Source organism: Pseudalkalibacillus decolorationis, from assembly GCF_024609785.1.
Classification (GTDB): Bacteria; Bacillota; Bacilli; order Bacillales; family Fictibacillaceae; genus Pseudalkalibacillus; species Pseudalkalibacillus decolorationis.
Window position 1 is genome coordinate 13931 of the sequence record NZ_JANHJQ010000019.1, and the last position, 18225, is coordinate 32155.

General features: G+C 37.7%; 21 protein-coding genes and 4 pseudogenes. 8 read left to right on the forward strand and 17 right to left on the reverse strand.

What is annotated here, in order from left to right:
• Positions 1 to 2: 2 nt before the first annotated feature.
• The 11 genes and pseudogenes from NON16_RS17125 to NON16_RS17170 form a co-directional block, all read right to left on the reverse strand.
• Complete coding sequence (locus NON16_RS17125) at positions 3 to 326, reverse strand: MFS transporter (protein ID WP_257350646.1); 324 nt, start codon at positions 324 to 326, stop codon at positions 3 to 5.
• A gap of 32 nt (positions 327 to 358) precedes the next feature.
• Positions 359 to 850 carry a GyrI-like domain-containing protein gene (locus NON16_RS17130; protein ID WP_257350647.1) on the reverse strand — a complete coding sequence of 164 codons (492 nt, stop codon included), beginning with the start codon at positions 848 to 850 and terminating at the stop codon, positions 359 to 361.
• 212 nt (positions 851 to 1062) lie between these two features.
• Complete coding sequence (locus NON16_RS17135) at positions 1063 to 1461, reverse strand: VOC family protein (protein ID WP_257350648.1); 399 nt, start codon at positions 1459 to 1461, stop codon at positions 1063 to 1065.
• A 74-nt stretch (positions 1462 to 1535) separates the two neighbouring features.
• Positions 1536 to 2156: a cyclase family protein gene (locus NON16_RS17140; protein WP_372508836.1), complete on the reverse strand. Its 621-nt coding sequence runs from the start codon at positions 2154 to 2156 to the stop codon at positions 1536 to 1538.
• Between the two features lie 60 nt (positions 2157 to 2216).
• Positions 2217 to 2426 (reverse strand): annotated as a pseudogene (locus NON16_RS25485) (cyclase); the annotation flags it as partial.
• A 220-nt stretch (positions 2427 to 2646) separates the two neighbouring features.
• A complete protein-coding gene (locus NON16_RS17145) occupies positions 2647 to 3264 on the reverse strand; it encodes a LysE family translocator (RefSeq protein ID WP_257350650.1) in 618 nt (205 codons plus the stop codon).
• Between the two features lie 154 nt (positions 3265 to 3418).
• Positions 3419 to 4063, reverse strand: a pseudogene (locus tag NON16_RS17150) (alpha/beta fold hydrolase); the annotation flags it as partial.
• A gap of 389 nt (positions 4064 to 4452) precedes the next feature.
• On the reverse strand, positions 4453 to 4656 hold the full coding sequence (locus NON16_RS17155; RefSeq protein ID WP_372508834.1) for a cation transporter: 204 nt from the start codon (positions 4654 to 4656) through the stop codon (positions 4453 to 4455).
• Positions 4657 to 4696: 40 nt separating this feature from the next.
• Positions 4697 to 5125, reverse strand: coding sequence for an SRPBCC family protein (locus NON16_RS17160; protein ID WP_257350651.1), 429 nt, complete (start codon positions 5123 to 5125; stop codon positions 4697 to 4699).
• 54 nt (positions 5126 to 5179) lie between these two features.
• Positions 5180 to 5524: a TipAS antibiotic-recognition domain-containing protein gene (locus NON16_RS17165; RefSeq protein ID WP_257350652.1), complete on the reverse strand. Its 345-nt coding sequence runs from the start codon at positions 5522 to 5524 to the stop codon at positions 5180 to 5182.
• Between the two features lie 51 nt (positions 5525 to 5575).
• Entirely contained in the window at positions 5576 to 5776 is a 201-nt protein-coding gene (locus tag NON16_RS17170) for a cation transporter (protein WP_257350653.1), read from the reverse strand.
• A 215-nt stretch (positions 5777 to 5991) separates the two neighbouring features.
• On the opposite strand from NON16_RS17170, the gene NON16_RS17175 reads away from it, so the two are divergent.
• Positions 5992 to 6621, forward strand: coding sequence for a TetR/AcrR family transcriptional regulator (locus NON16_RS17175; RefSeq protein ID WP_257350654.1), 630 nt, complete (start codon positions 5992 to 5994; stop codon positions 6619 to 6621).
• Positions 6622 to 7105: 484 nt separating this feature from the next.
• On the opposite strand, the gene NON16_RS17180 is transcribed toward NON16_RS17175, so the two are convergent.
• Positions 7106 to 7978: an AraC family transcriptional regulator gene (locus NON16_RS17180; RefSeq protein WP_257350655.1), complete on the reverse strand. Its 873-nt coding sequence runs from the start codon at positions 7976 to 7978 to the stop codon at positions 7106 to 7108.
• Between the two features lie 263 nt (positions 7979 to 8241).
• Here NON16_RS17180 and NON16_RS17185 point away from each other — a divergent pair.
• Together NON16_RS17185 and NON16_RS17195 are read left to right on the forward strand one after the other, a co-directional pair.
• Positions 8242 to 8936, forward strand: a pseudogene (locus NON16_RS17185) (sigma-70 family RNA polymerase sigma factor).
• 96 nt (positions 8937 to 9032) lie between these two features.
• Positions 9033 to 9494, forward strand: a complete 462-nt coding sequence (locus tag NON16_RS17195; protein ID WP_257350658.1) for a carboxymuconolactone decarboxylase family protein — start codon at positions 9033 to 9035, stop codon at positions 9492 to 9494.
• 227 nt (positions 9495 to 9721) lie between these two features.
• Here the strand turns inward: NON16_RS17195 and NON16_RS17200 are convergent.
• Positions 9722 to 9873: pseudogene (locus tag NON16_RS17200) on the reverse strand (GyrI-like domain-containing protein); the annotation flags it as partial.
• Between the two features lie 430 nt (positions 9874 to 10303).
• On the opposite strand from NON16_RS17200, the gene NON16_RS17205 reads away from it, so the two are divergent.
• The 4 genes from NON16_RS17205 (at position 10304) to NON16_RS17220 (ending at position 15211) form a co-directional block, all read left to right on the forward strand.
• Positions 10304 to 11677: a sigma-54 interaction domain-containing protein gene (locus tag NON16_RS17205; protein WP_257350659.1), complete on the forward strand. Its 1374-nt coding sequence runs from the start codon at positions 10304 to 10306 to the stop codon at positions 11675 to 11677.
• Between the two features lie 396 nt (positions 11678 to 12073).
• Entirely contained in the window at positions 12074 to 13174 is a 1101-nt protein-coding gene (locus NON16_RS17210) for a DmpA family aminopeptidase (RefSeq protein ID WP_257350660.1), read from the forward strand.
• A 51-nt stretch (positions 13175 to 13225) separates the two neighbouring features.
• Complete coding sequence (locus tag NON16_RS17215) at positions 13226 to 14596, forward strand: APC family permease (protein ID WP_257350661.1); 1371 nt, start codon at positions 13226 to 13228, stop codon at positions 14594 to 14596.
• A gap of 429 nt (positions 14597 to 15025) precedes the next feature.
• A complete protein-coding gene (locus NON16_RS17220) occupies positions 15026 to 15211 on the forward strand; it encodes a hypothetical protein (RefSeq protein ID WP_257350662.1) in 186 nt (61 codons plus the stop codon).
• An 83-nt stretch (positions 15212 to 15294) separates the two neighbouring features.
• Here the strand turns inward: NON16_RS17220 and NON16_RS17225 are convergent, their stop codons facing one another.
• The gene (locus tag NON16_RS17225; protein WP_257350663.1) at positions 15295 to 15759 is read right to left on the reverse strand and encodes a hypothetical protein; all 465 of its coding nucleotides are present in this window, start codon (positions 15757 to 15759) and stop codon (positions 15295 to 15297) included.
• Positions 15760 to 15982: 223 nt separating this feature from the next.
• On the opposite strand from NON16_RS17225, the gene NON16_RS17230 reads away from it, so the two are divergent.
• A complete protein-coding gene (locus NON16_RS17230) occupies positions 15983 to 16432 on the forward strand; it encodes an SRPBCC family protein (protein ID WP_257350664.1) in 450 nt (149 codons plus the stop codon).
• A gap of 98 nt (positions 16433 to 16530) precedes the next feature.
• Here NON16_RS17230 and NON16_RS17235 read toward each other — a convergent pair whose 3' ends face one another.
• The 3 genes from NON16_RS17235 to NON16_RS17245 form a co-directional block, all read right to left on the reverse strand.
• A complete protein-coding gene (locus NON16_RS17235) occupies positions 16531 to 17250 on the reverse strand; it encodes an SDR family NAD(P)-dependent oxidoreductase (protein ID WP_257350665.1) in 720 nt (239 codons plus the stop codon).
• 159 nt (positions 17251 to 17409) lie between these two features.
• Entirely contained in the window at positions 17410 to 17880 is a 471-nt protein-coding gene (locus NON16_RS17240) for an isocitrate lyase/PEP mutase family protein (RefSeq protein ID WP_257350666.1), read from the reverse strand.
• A gap of 5 nt (positions 17881 to 17885) precedes the next feature.
• On the reverse strand, positions 17886 to 18191 hold the full coding sequence (locus NON16_RS17245; protein ID WP_257350667.1) for an isocitrate lyase/phosphoenolpyruvate mutase family protein: 306 nt from the start codon (positions 18189 to 18191) through the stop codon (positions 17886 to 17888).
• Positions 18192 to 18225: the final 34 nt, after the last annotated feature.

Consider the following 18225-nt stretch of genomic DNA (forward strand, 5'->3'; position numbering starts at 1 on the left):
GTTCAACGGAGTGAGGTGGTCGATCTTGGCAGCGCCGCTCTACCCGAGGACGTCCATGAATTATTGAGGAGCAGCCATTGAAAAGTTGAAAATATAATACATGAACGATTCACAATCCTACGGTCATATTGATCGGCAATGATCCCACCGAAAGAAGCCAGGAACATTAAAGGAAGCAAGCTGATGGCAAGCGTAATCCCGACTTTTGTAGTTGAATTCGTTATTTCCAATATTAACCATGAGATGGCGATAAAGTGTATTTCAATTCCGATCGCCGAAATAACGGACCCATTTAAATATAAAAAGTAAGAACGATTCTTAAGCATATGCAACTCCTTCTAAAGTTAAACCATACAAACTATTTTTTCTTCACAACAGGAATTAGAATATCAAAATGAGGATCCTTTAAATCACGGTCATGCGGGTACCTTTCGTGTTTGATCGGTAAATCATCGTAATAATCTATACCTGTTTCTTTATAAGGCTCATAGTCATTTTCTTTCACCCATTGATGGATTTTAAAGTACGTTTCACCGATGTTTTCGCCTTTGTTGTGATGTGTCTTCAAGTAGGTCATTTCTGGAACATTGATTTCTACCATACCTTCTGGAAGCTGTTGCTCATCTCGGACTTCATACACCGAGTAATGAACAAACCCTTCAGGCCGCAGATGATAGGACAACCCTAATTGAACCTCTGGATTGACAACATGTTCTAACTCCCCTACTCTATCACTCATCGTGTGAATAAGTTCTTTCAAACTACTAACGTCAGTATATAGGCCGTCCCATTTTAATCCGATTCCTCGGTATGCAGGTATATGTACAATTTCATACTGAAGGTTTTGCATGTCATTTCACTCCTATATCATTTTTTAATTTTAAAAACGTTAAGAAAATCATACTCTGGCATTATATTACATTCTCTTTTTTTACAATTAATCCCTCCAAAAATTTCAAATCGTTTGAAAACTCAACAAACAGACAGTAATGGAGTCCTATTCCAATACTGTCTGCTCGATCTTGATTAACATTTAATGTGTTCGTTTCAAGATACCGTTTCTTATTGCTTCGGCATTTTTGTCATATCCATAAACAGCACATTCCATCGGTGACCATCTAAATCAATGAAACCAGCACCGTACATCCAACCATAGCTTTCTCTAGGTTCACTGTAGATGGTGCCGCCTGCATTTGCCGCTTTTTGTACTAACTCATCTACTTCTTCTCTGCTGCCTGCACCAACCGAAAACAATACTTCCGATGCCTGCTTCGGATCTGCTATTTCATTTCCAGCAAACTCTTTGAAAGTGGACTCAGGGAAAAGCATAACATTCGTATTTCCAATACTAATTTGAACTGATTCTCCTTGTGGATTAACAGTAAATCCAACTTCTCTGAAAAATTCCTTTGACTGATTCAGATCTTTTACAGGAAGATTAATCCAGAAATCATTCGCCATCAATATCTCTCCTTCATCAATTATGTGACCCTTTATAATGAATTAAAATCAGAATTGTAAGTCCTTATAAAAATTTATAGTTCAATCTTCGCCATGGCTCTGACTGGAAAGGTTCCAGTTCCTTTAAACTTGGGCGGTAATGCTGTAAAAGTAAAGCCGGTTTCTGGCAGTTGGTCCAGCTTGCATAAATGTTCTACAATTGGAATTTCTTCAGCAAGGAGTAATGAATGGACTGGTCTTTGTTTACGTGTTGTATCATCCATATTCATTGAGTCAATTCCTACAAGCTTCACCTCGCAGTCTATCAGATACCGAGCTGCACCTTCAGTAAGATAAGGATGATTTTCAAAGTACATGTCGCTGTTCCAAAATTGATCCCAACCCGTATTCACCAGCACAGCCTTACCTCTAATTTCCTTTCCTTTAAAACAATCTACATCAATCGATCGTGATACCTGTGAATCTACCCTTATTACAATGCCATCTAAGTCAGTTAGCTGTTGTATACTCATTTCAGATAAGTCTTTTCCTTGTTCATATCTGTGAAAGGGACAATCTAAATATGTTCCGGTGTTGCCGACCATTTCAATCTTTGCAATTCGAAACTCAGTACCTTCATCATATAAATGACGCGACTCTTCTCTGCTCATATAGTCACAAATCAAAGGGGCAGGTAATCCTTTGTAGGAAACCAAACCGTTTTCTATCGTGTGGCTTAAGTCTACAAATTTTCTTCCTTTTAACTCTAGGTTTATTGGCTTTCGTTTATGTTTTTCCGTGATGATCTTCTTATTCAAGATTCGAACTTTCCCAGCCATTAGAAGCCTCATATCCTCAACAATATAATCCGCTAACTCCTGATCAGAAATATCATCCTGGGGAATATCAAGACGAAATTCTTGACCTTGGATCCCACCGCCATTTGTAAACTTAACCTCGAAATCAAATTGAACTCTCTTCTCCACTTGTTTTCCCCACCTTGGAAAATAATGATAATTTTATAGTATAGTTCAATTTAATCATGTTTATATAGATGAGTAAAATGAATCTTCTTAATAACATCCATGAATCGCACTCATATATAATAAGTAGGAAATGATTTATTTTATTTGATTGATAGCTAACTTCTCAAGGTTCAAGATCGTTTGTTCAAACGTTCTTAGTTTAACAAACTAGTTTCTTGAATTATCTCTTTTCAAAAGCTAATTTCATTCCCAGAGTTATCAATATAAATCCTGTTAATCGTTGAAATGCATAAAGAAAGAATGGCTTATTGAACCAAACTCGAATGTGATTAATCAAATTAACATAGCAAAACAACCATATTAAAGTTATTAAAACTGGTGTTACCCCTATGATAATCATCTGTAATAAAGTATGCTCCTCGGGTACGATAAATTGTGGTAAGAATGACATAAAAAATACAACAGCTTTAGGATTAAATACATTTGAGAACATTCCTTGCAAGAAATAAGAACCTTTAAGTCTTTTCTCCGTAGTGGTGTTATCCGAAGCTAAGTTTGGCCTCTTCGAAAAAAGTGTAACGATCCCCATCAAAATAAGAAATCCGGCTCCTACATATTTAATAATCTTAAAAAGCAAAACAGAGTTAGCAATTATAGCAGATAAACCAAGAACTGCAATGAGTATATGAATTGCAATACCTGCACATATTCCAACAACAGTTTTAAAACCTACTCCTTTCCCCTGAATCAGAGTATTTTTAGTAACTAATACTGTATCAGCACCAGGAGTAAGCGCGATCATCAAGGTTGTTATTACAAATAAATAATAATGATCCATGTTGGTGCCCCTCTCTTTATATTAAATAACTTAAAAAGAATTTTTAGTTCCACTTTAGTTTAAAGATTTTTTCTCGATAAATTATAAAAAATGGCGTTAAACCATTGAAATATCTATACATTCGTATCCTCGCTATCTACGTTTTATACTTCTGTCAACTTTTAATCATCTCAAGCATGTCTTTTATCAAGTTTATAACAACTGCTGGGGAATCGATGTGGATGGCATGTCCGGCATCTTCAACGACTATATGTTTGCTGTTGGTCGATAGCGTTGTAAGATCCTTTTGAAATAACATCCAGCCATTCATAGATTCCTTCGTGTGATGTTCCTGATTACCACCTGTAACTACAAAGAGCGGAATTTTCCCAAGAGGTCCAGATGCTCGAACTTGTTCAAGACTTTCTTCAAACTTACTAACAGAACCTTCAGCACCAAATCCATTGATATAATCTTCACGAACTTCATCCGTAAATAGTGACGGTAATACTTTATGTTGGTCTTCGTGACAAGAATCTAGTAAAATCACTCCGACCACTTCTTCTGGATAAGTATTTGCGAACAGCCTTACATTCAATCCTCCAAAAGAGTGTCCAACTAATACATAAGGTGGTTCAACATTTGCATTTTGCAGCAATGTATGCAAATTTTCGACCGCCTGTTTACTATAACGGTTCCTTTGACCCGTTTTACTCTTTCCTACACCTGTCCGGTCATACATGAACATCCTAGCAAACTCTGAAATTTCATCTTTAATGGAGTTCCAATTATCTAATGACCAAGCATAACCAGAATCAAATACTAAAGTAGGCCCTTCATTTTCATCACCTTATAGCTTACAATAAAGTTTAATTCCACCGATATTTACGTGTTGACCCTTTTCACTTGATATAAGTTTACTCATTTTAAAACCTCCGAATCGTTTACAAAAAATATTTATTATCCCTATTTCAATATGGAAAGAAAATCACCTGCTATGGAAAAAATTTAAGTTGGAGGTAATAACGGCTTCTGTGGAATCAACAAAGCAAAGTATTTTTTAGGGATAAACCTATTTTCTTTTTCTAAAGAGAAAATAGCCCATCGTTTTGATGATAGGCTCTTTAAACTTTTATGAACATATTACATTGTATTCAGTCGGTTTCTATAGCCAATTAATTTTCACTGGAGAGTGGTTAAGATTACTTATCAGGCAATATCGTACCCGAGATCTTCAATGGCATCCTTCACAGACCCCAGTGATAATTTGTTTTCATCGTAAACTACGGTAACAGAGCTGCTCTTGAGGCTAACCTCTCCCGACGCCCCGATTTCTTTCAAAGCTTTTTCGACGGAATTGACACAGTTCCCACATGCCATACCGATAACTTGGAGTGTTACTTTTTGCACCATTATAATTCCTCCAATAATTACATTACTTTTATTTAATCTATTAAATTTTTTTAATCGATCTTGCTAAACTTTTCATGAGAACGTTTGTACCTTGGAGCAATTGGGAGTGTATCGTAGTGTGGGACATACCGAATTCGGTTGACTTGTTCGCATCCCATCCCGACCAAATGAACGTAAGCTCTGTTTGATCACCTAGATCGACCAACTCAAAAGTCCAACTCCAATCGCTACCTAAATCGTACGTAAGGCGTTTTGGTGTATCGACCAACATCAATTTGCAGGTGGTCATACCTTGAGGCTTATGCATATCCATGTGAAACTCATGTCCCTCCAAAAGCTGAAAATCGTTTGCCACAAACCACAAGGCAATCCCTTCCGATGTTGTTACAGCCTTCCATACTTTGTAAATCGGATTATCAAGAACCCTAGTCTTACGAATGTCGGGCAGCTTACTCTGATTTGTATTCACCTCTACACCTCCCTTTATGATTTTAAGTGGGTCCCTTTGGTTTTATATTTAGCGTTACGATTTAGCTTTCTCGATATACCTATAAAGCTCTAAATCTATTCCATGATCTTTTTGATCTGGATTTTCAACGTGAAATCGTTCGATGGCGCTTTCAATTTCAGGATCCCCATCATTAAACTTAGCCTGACCTTCAGCTAATCGTTTAGCTAATGAAACAATGTCAGGATCATCTGACGGTATCCCCGTTTCTAATCCTATACGTAATTTTGAGATGATTTCATCCCCCTCTTTTCTCATTCGTTTTAATTCTTCTGGCCCGAGATGACTTGTTAATTGTTCTATATTCTTCTTCAGTTTTTCCTGTTGTTCAGGTGTGAAATATTCCCATACACTACTCATACCGGTCACCTCTATTATTTGATTTATGTGTCGCTTCACTTTTCATCCGCATCAGATCACTTCGTACCCTTTCCCGTCAATGGCTTCTTTAATTTTTTCTAGCGAAAGAGAATTCTCATCATACTCAACTGTAACTGTACTTGTTTTTAAGTCCACTTTCCCTTTCGTTCCTATCTCCTGTAAAACCCCTTCAATAGTGACGATACAAAGCCCACAACTCATCCCTTCAACTCTCAAGTCAACGGTTTTCAAGATTCTTAACCTCCTTGAAATTAGATTCATCGAGCGACAGATTCTTTAAGTTTTAATGAACAGTGATGTTGATTATTCATCATATACGTATATTATATTAAGAGTAAAGTTAAATACAATGATCAAAAAACCTATAACTGTTCCTTAATCGATACATAGACGGAAAACTGTTGATTTTCTCTGAAAAAATTTTAAAATCAAAGGAGATTACACCCATGACGAAGAAAATGGACCGTCGTAAAACGCGAACCAGGGCGCTTTTGCGTAAAGCTTTGATCGAAGTAATGGAAGAGAAAGGCGCTGAACGTATTACTGTCAGTGATTTGACGGAGAAGGCTGATGTTAACCGCGGCACCTTCTATTTGCACTATACGGATGCAACAGATATATTGGCGCAGGTCAAAGCTGAAATGTGGGAGGGATTGACAGCGAGAATGGAGAAGCTCAATCCTTACGACTACCTGTCCTATGCAGCTAGAAACGAGCCCGACCCCATAATGGTGAGGGTCATTGAATACTACGCAGAGCATGCGGATTTTTTTCGGGTCATTTTGGGCCCTAAAGGCGACCCTGCCTTTGCCGATCAAATCAAAGAATTCTTAAAAACCCAGCACATTTCAAAAATCCTCGATATTCAACCGGAATTAGGAGAGACAATTCTCCCGAAGGATTATATGGTAGAGTATTTTGCCGCTTCTAACCTAAGTATTCTACTTCACTGGATTAAAACCGGCATGCCACAATCAGCAAGTACTATCGCTTTGATGATCACACAAATTGTCGGCAGTGCAGCAAAGCAATTGTATGGTATTGAAGTCCAAAATCCCGATAAGAAAGATCATTAAAAGAGGATGTTCAAAAAGTATCCAACGGCCCATGCACCTGCGTCTACAAGATCATTCTTCGAAGCAGGCTTTCTCGGTGAAACTCGCAGTGTTCATGCAGCAAGCCTTGCTCGTCGCTCCGGTCCTCAAAACTGTCGTGCCTTGGGCTTACAGGAAGTGAGTCAGTTCGACGTTGTCACAGGACGTGAAGTCTTTAGTCGAACTTCCTTTTAATTATCTGATTCGTCTACTTTTTGAATACGCACTAATAGTAATTTCCAAATTCTATTCAGGAGTAAAAGGATATCAAAAAAGGAAAGGTATAGACCGATTGTTGTCCGTAATTTTACAGCAAAAAAACGGGGCCAGCTACCCGGTCCCGTATAATCCTGTATAGACTTTTTCAATTCTAATTTCTTATTACCATAGAACTGCTTCGTGAATGATATCAAATCATCACTTAATCAGTAACTATCTCCTTATTTAATGAACACCTTGAACAGTATTACTTTTTCAAAACCGGGATCCATATTTCGCTCTTGAAATTTGGTAAAGTTACATCTTTATTTTCATTCCAAAGTATTTCTGGACCCTCGGTTTGTTCATAGTTGGTGGATGGGAACCACTCAGAATAGATTCGTCCCCAGACATCTTGCAGCGTATCAGGAAATGGCCCGACTGCTTCGAACACAGCCCAAGTCAAGGCTGGGACCTCAAGCTGTGTCAGGTGTTTAGGACACGGTTTCGTTGTTGCCGCCCCGATATAATGGTCAAGCTCTCCTTTTTCCTCCATTCGACCTTCAGAAAAGTTCGTGGATGCACTTATCAACCCGGAAGGTTCAACATTGGACAAGCTCTTAAGCTCCTCAATTTTCTGACCATCTAAACTTTTCCACATCGATTCAATCTCTGGATTAACTCCATGGAATATGATGGGGACCCTTTTCTTAATACCGACGATGCGAAACGGTTCTTTTTCTTCAATCCGATAGTTCATTTCACTTCCTCCTTTAATCGATAGTTGGAAGGTCATACGCGGAAACGCCTTAAGTGAATGCCCATTCGACCTTGCTTCTGACGGTGTCACACCATGCAAATGTTGAAAAGCTCTCGTAAAAGAATCTGGTGAGCTGTATCCGTACTTGATTGCAATATCAATGATCCTTTCATCACTATTCGCAACCTCAATTGCCGCTAAAGTAAGACGTCTTTGGCGGATATACTCTGAAAGCGGCAGACCAGCCAGAAAGGAAAACATCCTTTTGAAATGATATTCTGAACAACAGGCAATCCTTGCGACTTTTTCATAGTCAATATCATGAGTTAAATTTTCTTCAATGTAGCTCAATGCGTCATTCATTCTTTTAAGAGAATCCAATGATATGACCTCCTTTCATCAATAGAATAGCAGGAATTGTATGAACCCATCCGACATTTCATGCACAATGATGCAGGGGATGCTGACCAAACAATATCACGAATACCTGTGTTATAAATTTTCGATGTCAGTCCTATTTTGCCCTGCCTTCCCCCACAAGTTCCCCGATTCATCACGACTATCAAAACAACTGGAGATGGTTCTTTTTCTATGTATGATTTAAACTAAAGGAAAATTGTAATAGAAAATAGGTGGTGCAAGTGATGGGGCTGGATACGTTATATAAGTCCTATCAACCGTTTCTCTATTCCATAGCGTACCGGATGCTTGGATCTGTTACCGACGCAGAAGATATCGTTCATGATGTATTCCTGCGGCTTAATGTTGATAACGACCAGGTTAAGGACTTGAAAGCATACCTTGCAAAAATGACGACGAATCGCTGTCTGAACTATTTAAATTCAGCCCGGAAGAGAAGAGAAACTTATGAAGGGCCTTGGCTGCCCGAGCCTCAGGTAAACGAACCAGATCTCCCTTTAGATAAGGTTGTAACAGACGAAACGGTTTCTTACGCCTTTCTCGTTATGCTGGATCAACTGTCACCTGTCGAAAGAGCCGTGTTCGTTCTTAGAGAAGCATTTGCTTATGATTATAAGGATATTGCAGAAATGCTGCAAAAAACAGAAGTGAATTGCAGAAAAATCCACAGTCGTGCAAAGCGGAAATTACAAAATGATACTCCGCTCCATTCGGATAATTCCGAACGTGTGGATCTTCTGGCCAAGGTGAACTTCATCCGGTGATGGTCAATGGTCAGAAAGGAATCCTGCAAATGAAAGACGGCCAGCTCATCAGAGTCATTTGCTTTGAATTGGATTCAGAACAAAAGGACATTCGGAAAATCTTTATTATTTCAAATCCTGATAAGCTAAAGCACATTCCCGTTCCTCTAGGATAGAACATTGAGAAATTTTTTTAGCTCTGTGTGTCACAAATCACTCCTCTATTTTGTCTTATAAGTGAAACCCAAAAAGATTTCATGGAGGAGATAGACATGGAACAACGTATTAACTACATGCAAACAAACCGAGAAGTTCTCAATTTAATGCTTCAACTAGAGGAGTACAAGAAAACGACGGGACTTGATATGAAGTTGATCGAATTGATCAAAATTCGTGCGTCTCAAATCAACGGCTGTGCATACTGTTTGGATATGCATACAAAGGATGCCCGGGCAAATGGTGAAACCGAACAAAGGATTTATTGTTTGAGTGCTTGGCGTGAATCACCGTTCTATCTTGAGTCGGAAAGGGCAGCGCTGGAATTAACAGAAGCAGTTACTTCCATTTCGGCAAACGGTGTACCCGATGATCTGTATGAGCGGGTTCGCCTTCATTTTGATGAAAAACAATATATCGATCTCGTTACGATAATCATCACGATCAATGGGTGGAACCGATTGGCCATTTCTACGAATAGTATACCCGGACACTACATGCCTGCTACAGAAAAATAATTTGACCAACAAAAAATCCCTTGTATTTTCGCACCTATTTCCTTGTAAAAATTAATCCTTCAGCTATTGTTTTGAATCAATTGTTGGGAGAAAATGCGAGAGGTTTTTCTCCGTATAAAGATGAAAAAAAACGGTGCCAGCTTATCTGTCCCGTTTTTTCATTGTCCCAATATGAATTGCTTCTTATTTGCCGGATGAAAATTCACCTTAGGTCCTTTTGATCATTATTACTTCTTCAAAACCGGTATCCATATTTCGCTTTTAAAATTTGGTGAAGTTACATTTTATTTTTGTTCCACAGCATTTCTGGTCCCTCAATTTGCTGATAGTTGGTGGATGGAAACCATTCTGAATAAATGCGTCCCCAACATTCTTGAATAAGTATAAGAGAAGGGATTATTCATAAGTAAAACGAGCTATAGGGTATTCCCTTAACTGGGCATCCAAAGAGAAAATCGATAATCCTTTTCTACCAATAAAATCACAATGTGAAATGTAAATAAAGATGCTTTCCTAGTTCAATTTTTGGACAGCATCTTCTTTATTATTTTATCTCGATTAAACGAATTCTTTTATAATCAGCTATCCAATTACCGTCTTTACATAAAATTGCTTTTAAATTATTTTCAACCTTTGTTATTATGTAGTCTTTTTTATTATCATCAATATTTTCAAACATATGACTTCCGAACATTTCAGTCCAATTCTTTAATCCATTTTCAACGTCTAATGGAGTTGGTCTATCAAAGTGTGCTATAATTTTTAAAATTCGAAATTTCGGAAATTTTCTTTTGTTGTGAGGTGTGTTTATGCTTTCATTAGAAGATTATCAATTAATTTTAGAAAATATTGATGGATTGGTTGTAGTTGATAAAGGGGCAAAGATTGTCTATATGAATGAAAAATTAGCTAAATCAGTGAAAGCTGACCCGAAGAAAATTATTGGAAAACATATTAAAGATGTTATACCTACAACAAAAGTTCATCTTGCTGTAGAAACAAGGAAGCCATCTATAGCAGATTGGTATGTTTTGGAAAATCACACGATCATAAGTACACGTTATCCGATCTATAACAATGAGGGTCAATTTTTTGGTGTTGTAGAGTATGATGTATTCGATAATTATCATTTGTTAAAAAATTTCTTAAAGAAAGTCGAAAGCTTAAATAGTGAATTAGATTATTTTAAAAATGAATTAAAGCGCCTTCAAAGTAGTAAATATTCGATTAACAATATTATTGGAGAGAGCGCATCTATAAAAAAATTGAAAGATGAAATTAGACAGGCTGCAGCGACAAATTCTACCGTATTAATAACGGGTGAAACAGGTTGTGGAAAAGAATTAGTTGCTCATGCAATTCATGATTTAAGTAATCGTAATCACGGTAATTTTGTCCGTTTAAATTGTTCCGCGATACCATCCGAGCTATTTGAATCAGAATTATTCGGCTATGAATCTGGTGCATTTACAAGTGCCAAAAAAGGTGGAAAGATAGGTAAGTTTCAACTTGCAAATAGTGGTACATTATTCTTGGATGAAGTAAATCAAATGCCATATTCCTTGCAACCGAAAATTTTAAGAGCATTACAAGAAAAAGAAATTGATAAAATTGGTGGAAAACATAGTTTATCAATTGATATCCGAATTATTAGTGCGGCTAATGAGGATTTGAGAACTTTAATAAAAGAAGGGAAATTTCGGGAGGATTTATTTTATCGCTTAAATGTAATTCACATTCGTGTCCCCCCGTTGAGGGAAAGAAAAGAGGATATCCCTAAAATAGCAGAATCATATATTATTCATCTTAATCAATTTTTAAATCGAAATGTAGAATCGATTTCTGAAGAAGTACTTGTCATGTTTATGAATTATCAATGGCCGGGGAATATTAGGGAGTTACAAAACATGATAGAAAGAGCCATGAATCGTATTGATTGGCATGAGCGCACCTTAAGCTTAGAGCATTTTGATAATCTTTCGAATAGAGCGGACGATAGAATTAATTTGGTGGACATTGACATAGAGAATCCACTTGAAGAGATTAAAAAGAAAGCTGAACGTGAAGCTATCGTACAAGTATTAAATATGTGCAAGGGGAATAAGACAAAAGCCGCAAAACATTTAAAAATACCCCGTCCGCTTTTATACCAAAAGATGAATCGATTAGGTATAGATAAATAACAAACCGTGAAAAAATGTCATTATAAACTAACAGTGTTCGTTTATAATGACATATAATCAAACGCCTTATATCAATGATATTGATTTTGTTTAGCCGCATAAAAGATGTAAGTATAAACTTACACTTTTTATGTGGTTTTTTTGTTCATGACGCCAATAGTATTGATACTGTCCGCTTTTTATAAATTGGCATGATAATTGCTATTAAATAGATATAGACTTTAAATTATACATTGGTGATTAGGGGGTTATATCGTGTAAAAGGTCAAGATACATTGTTTATTTTTATCAAAGGATTTGTAAGCGTATCCAAAGTAAGTTATTTTCTAGACCAGTTTGGACGGATTAAAAACCGTATGATTTTAAATTACAACTAGATAAGGAGAGAAAGTTAATATGAGTAAAAAACGCGCTCGTGACCTTGGATTGCCGTTTCCTGGTACTCCAGGTGAATTAAATGCAATAACAGATGTTCCTGGTGTAGAGGTTGGGTTAACGACAATCATAGAAGGAGAAGGTAAACTCCAAATTGGTAAAGGTCCAGTCCGTACTGGTGTAACAGCTATTTTACCCCGCGGCAAGGGAGAAAAAATGCAGCCGATTTGGGCGGGCTTTTACAGCTTGAATGGTAATGGTGAAATGACAGGTATGCATTGGGTTCAGGATGGGGGATATTTTCTTAGTCCGATTTGTATTACCAATACCCATTCTGTAGGAATTGCTCACCATGCAACAACGAAATGGATGCTGAAACAATATGAGAAACAATTCAGCAATGAACAAATATGGGCAATGCCTGTTATTGCTGAAACGTATGATGGAGTCCTTAACGACATTAACGGACAGCATATTTCAGAGCAGCATGTTCTTTCTGCAATTGATGGTGCGAGGTCAGGGCCAGTTGCTGAGGGGAATGTTGGCGGTGGAACGGGAATGATTTGCTATGAGTTTAAAGGTGGAACCGGTACATCTTCACGCATCGCCGAAATTAATGGAGTCGGGCATCATATTGGAGTTCTCGTTCAAGCTAACTACGGTTTACGTGACTGGCTTTCGATTATTGGAGTACCCGTGGGTAAGCATTTAAAAAAAGGAAAACTGTTATCACGGGAGCAAGGCTCTATTATAGTAATTATTGGAACAGATATTCCGATGCTCCCCCACCAGCTTAACCGAGTTGCCAAGCGTGCAGCCATTGGAATAGGTAGAAGTGGAAGCCCTGGTGGCAATAACTCTGGAGATATATTTCTTGCATTTTCAACAGCAAATGAAATGGAGATTCCACAACAATCACAAGGAAAACTACAAATGGAATTTATAAATGATGAATTATTTGACCCAATTTACGAAGCGGTTTGTCAGGCCATAGATGAATCAGTTGTTAATGCGTTAATCGCTGCAGAAACAATGACCACAGTAAAGCCCTATGGAAAAAAAGTATACGCAATTGACCATGAAGAATTGCTGCAAGTTATGAAAGAATACAATCAATTATAACGGTGGACTTTCCTTGGTTTTTAGGGGAAAAAAGAAGAGGAGGATATTATTATGGAAAACAAAATAAATGGTAATAGTCCAAAAAGCTTAAACCGAACACTGACCCTTTTCCCTCTAGTATTTATAGGGCTTTCCTACATGATACCGACGGCTGTATTTTCACCATACGGAATTACGGCCGTCATAACAGAAGGAAGAGTTCCTGCGGCCTATCTTATGGCTTTGATCATGATTTCTTTTACTGCCTACAGTTATGGGAAAATGATTAAGGTTTTTCCTTCTGCGGGTTCAGCGTATACCTATACACAACAAACGATAAGTCCTCATTTTGGTTTTCTTGTTGGATGGGTCGTGATGATGGATTATTTATTTCTGCCGATGCTTAACGTCTTAGCAAGTAGTATTTTCCTGCATGCAGCATTTTCATTTATACCTGTTTGGATATGGATTTTAGCATTTACCATTCCTATCACGATAACGAATCTATTCGGAATTCAACTCAATGCCAAAATTAACACGATTTTAATTATTTTTCAAGTGACATTTGTCGTGATTTTTATTGGATTGTCGATTCAACAAATTATTACCCAAAATATTGGAGCGGGTACGATCTTTTTTATGGAACCTTTTCACAATTCGGATCTATCGTTTTTACCCATTTTAACGGGAGCTTCAATTGTCGCTACAAGCTTTCTTGGATTTGATGCAGTAACGACGTTTTCAGAGGAAACGGTAAATCCTAAGAAAACGGTTCCGAAAGCTATTTTTCTTGTCGCACTGTTTGGTGGAACCATTTTCATCTTAGTATCATACACTCTTAATTTAGTTTATCCCGATTTCACTTCGTTTATTAACCCGGATGTAGCTGGTTTTGAAATCGTTCAATCTCTTGGCTTTACACTCCTTACCTCGTTTTTTATAGCGGCATCCGCTGTAGGATGTATCGGAGGAACACTTTCCGCACAAGCAAGCGGAGCGCGATTGCTATACGCAATGGGCAGGGATTCTGTTCTCCCATCAAAAATATTTGGGAAATTACATTCAAAATACAAAACACCAGTGTTCAACATACTTTTTATAGGTTTAGTTTGTTTAGGAGCATTTTTTATAGATTTAGGTATAGGATTCTCTTTAGTTAATTTTGGAGCACTTTTTGCATTCACATTCGTTAATTTGTCGGTTATTTTCCATTTTTATATAAAACAAAAGCAGCGGGGTATAAAGGGTACAATTCTATATTTGATGATTCCACTTATCGGTGCCTGTCTCACTTCATGGATATGGTTAAGCTTAAGCAAAAATGCACTTATTTTTGGAGGTATCTGGTCGTTTATAGGAATTGTGTACCTCTTAATCTTAACGAAGGGATTTGTAAAGAAGCCTCCTCAATATCATATTGATGAGAAAGAGATTTCACAATAAGAGGATGTTCAAAAAGTCACCAAATGATAAGCTACGAATCACTGTTCGAACAATGAAAGTTAATCAAATTGAAATCTCAAAACGATTTATTAGAACAAAGGCTTGGTATTCATATTTACCATAAAAGAGGGTTAGGGAAGAGGTGAATAAATTGTTAGAAATAAGAGCCTGCCAACATCTTCAACCTATGTCTATCATGTATTCTCCCTTATTTTTTAAGGGCTATTTATTTTAGGTCTTGATAACGGCAGGTGAATGACCAAAAGAATAGCAGGAATTGTAAAGAACCATCCGACTTTCCATGCACAATTATGTAGGATCATTATAAGCGGATTTAAGTTTTCCATAGCACGCTTCTATAAGGTTTTGAATTAATTATAAACCAATGGTTCAAACTAAGTTAAAATACCTGTTACAGAGGGTGAGCTTATGTCACTTCAAAAAAATGATCGCCATAATCAAGATAAAGATAAAAATCTAAATAAAGAAGATGATACTTACGGCATATTTAAACAGGAAATGGAAGTAGATTCAGATATCAACGAAGATCCAAACAGGGAAAGATTATTGGACGAATCAGTTGACGCTTATCTGAAATCAAAAAAAGAACAGTAAAAACAGGTTTACTGGATAACAAGTATGGTTCCAGACAAAAAAACTGCAGGTTTCATATCCGCAGTTTTTTGTGTTTAAAGGGTTTAAGAACTTGATGCAACCTTTTCTTTAAACGCCTTCATTTTTTCCATCGTATCGTTCATTAATTGTTGTATTTTTTCTAGATTTTGTTGATTCTGTTTTGCTTCATCCATTAGTGGATAAAGACTTTCTTCTATGTTGGTGTAGTCTTCAGGGTACTCTTCTTCTACTTTCTTCTCAATGGCATCCCAATTTTCTTCAAGCTTTTCACCTGCTGTTTTTATTTGTTCAGGGTCTGAAGGTTCTGCTTTCACAGCGGTCTGTAAGTCCTGCAACGATGCCATAACTTCTTCAATACCATTCGAAAGATCACCTGACATCTCATCTTTCTGTTCACTAGTTTCTTCGTTTTCGGTTGATTCTTTTTGGTCTTCCGTATTGACCTTTCCATCGTTCGTAGAGTTACAGCCAGCTGCCACCAAAAGCGTAAAGACCAATACTACTAAAACACGAAAAGAGTTTCTCATGCTTATCCCCTCCTTTAGAAAACCGTTCCCACTGACTTAGATTTTTAAACGAGACCATTGAAGGAATTATGGATAGTGAGCAATAATTTAGAACTAGTCTTAATTGATCACAACCTGAATAGTGTTGATATGATGATGATGTCTATTTCGTATAATTGTTTTTCGCGTTCCAGGAAGGCTGTTTAGGAAAATGTTAATCATCTCAAGTAAAGGAGTGAGTGAAATGAAGACGTATTGTGTAGCTGCCTCGAAAATGATTGAGGCTTCCCCAGAAAGGGTTTATCAAGTTATTAGTGATATGGATGAACATCGGAATTTTCTGCCTAAGGAATTCGAGTCTGTGGTGATTGAAAAAGGTGGTATCGGAGAGGGGACGGTCTTTCGATTAAACCTGAATGTCATGGGAAAGAGATCGACGAACGTTATGACGATTTCAGAACCGGAACCAGGCAGGGTAATAATCGAAAAGGACGCCGTTGCAGGTATTACGACGATCTGGACGATTTCACCCGGGCAGGATGATAAACATTGTGACCTGCAGCTTGTCTCTGAAATCCGCAAAAAACCTGGCTTTGCAGGGCTAGTTGAGAGAATATTGACTCCATACATCTTTCGTTCGATCTACAAAAGAGAACTCGATCAACTGAATGCTTATGTCAAGACCTCAGAATAATCATTTATTAATCTGAGGTCTCTGTGATCTTCTGATTTAGAGGAAGCAACATATCTTATAAAAGTTCTGAGATGTTACTTCCTCAAATCCTTTATGAATTATGCATTCGTATCGAACATGGCTGGCATATTAATTTCTTTAACGCACGAAGCCTTAGAGAGACTCACTACAACCTTGATTAAAGAAACGATATCCTGTACAGGTATTCTTGTGCCTTTATATGTCGATAAAGCTTTTTCAGCTCCCTCTTCATACGGAATGGTTGCTGCGATATTACCAGGATTGATACACGTCACACCAATCTCAAATTTTCTAAGATTCTCTCGTAAAGAGTTGCTTATTCCACGTACTCCAAACTTAGAAGCGACATATGCCACTTGCTTGCTTTCGTTATTTTCGATACCATCAGCTGAACCTATCAAAATGATCTTAGCATTCTCCGATTTTTTAAGATTGGGTAATAGTTTCTGAGTGCAAATGATTGCGGAGGTTGTATTGACATTGATGATGTTTTCGATATCTTCTGGATCATCTTTTTCAAAATCATAATGATCCTGAAATCCTTCCTTCTCCCATATCCCTGCATTATAAAGGAGTACATCAATCGGCTCATCCTTTATTGCATCAGCAATAGCAGTATATGAGGTTTTCTGTGAAAGATCAGCTTCAATCCAGTATCTGTGAATGCCGTCACTAAGACTCAAGCTCTCCGGTTTGCTTCTAGAAACGATCCAAACATGGTCGCCTTTTTCGGGTAATCCTTTTACAAACGCATCACCAAGTCCTCTACTTGCACCAAATAAAACAAAGTTCATCATGATACCCTCCATACCTAAAATAATGTAGTAACCGTGTCATCAAATAAACAATAACAAGTGTGATTAAGTTACACATCCATTAGAATACTGATGTTCCCTACATCTTTAGGCTGAATCATGGCATTCCTATTTGTTATGTTAAAACGAAATGAGAATCTGCTAGATTTGTTTCTGCAAAAGAGCTTCACGTCCTTGTTCTTTCAAGGTACTGATCATCTGACGGTACGGTCCGGGGCCATAGCTAATACGAGCGACTCCCATTTTTACTAGCTGTCTTGTCGCAGGGGCTCCAGACTTTACCAGAATATTTACGGGAAGAGGGGAATGATTGCATAACCGTTCAATGTAATTGCCGTCTATTAGACCCGGTGCAAAAAATCCGCTAGCCCCAGATTCAGCATAGGCAGAAGCCCGGACCAACGCTTCTTTCATATGCTTTTCACTGTGGCCACGAGGATCCGTTTTAAGAAATAAATCCGTACGTGCATTAATAAAAAGGGGAATGGATGATTGATCAGCAACTTCTCTGACTGCTTTAATCCGCCTACACTGATCTTCAATAGAATAAAGGGTTTTACTGCCGACCATTTGATCCTCGAAGTTTATGCCTGCTGCACCTGCTGCAACCACCTTTGTTATGTTTTGTTGGAGCTCAGCTGGATCTCTTCTGCATATCCTCCCTCCAGATCAATGGTGACGGGGAGATCAACGCTTGCAACGATCCTCTTAAGGTTTTCTATTACCAACTCCAATGGGATATTTTCTCCGTCCCCAAATCCATACGCTGCAGCCACTGACCAGCTTCCTGTAGCAATTATCTTCGCTCCGATCTGTTGCATCGCCAAAGCACTTCCAGGATCCCAGATATTGTAGAGTATCAATGGATCACCTTTTATATGGAGACTTTCCAACAGCTTTGCGCGTTCAATTTGCGTTTTCATGGTTCTCCCTCATTTCTGTCAAGTTATCAATTTA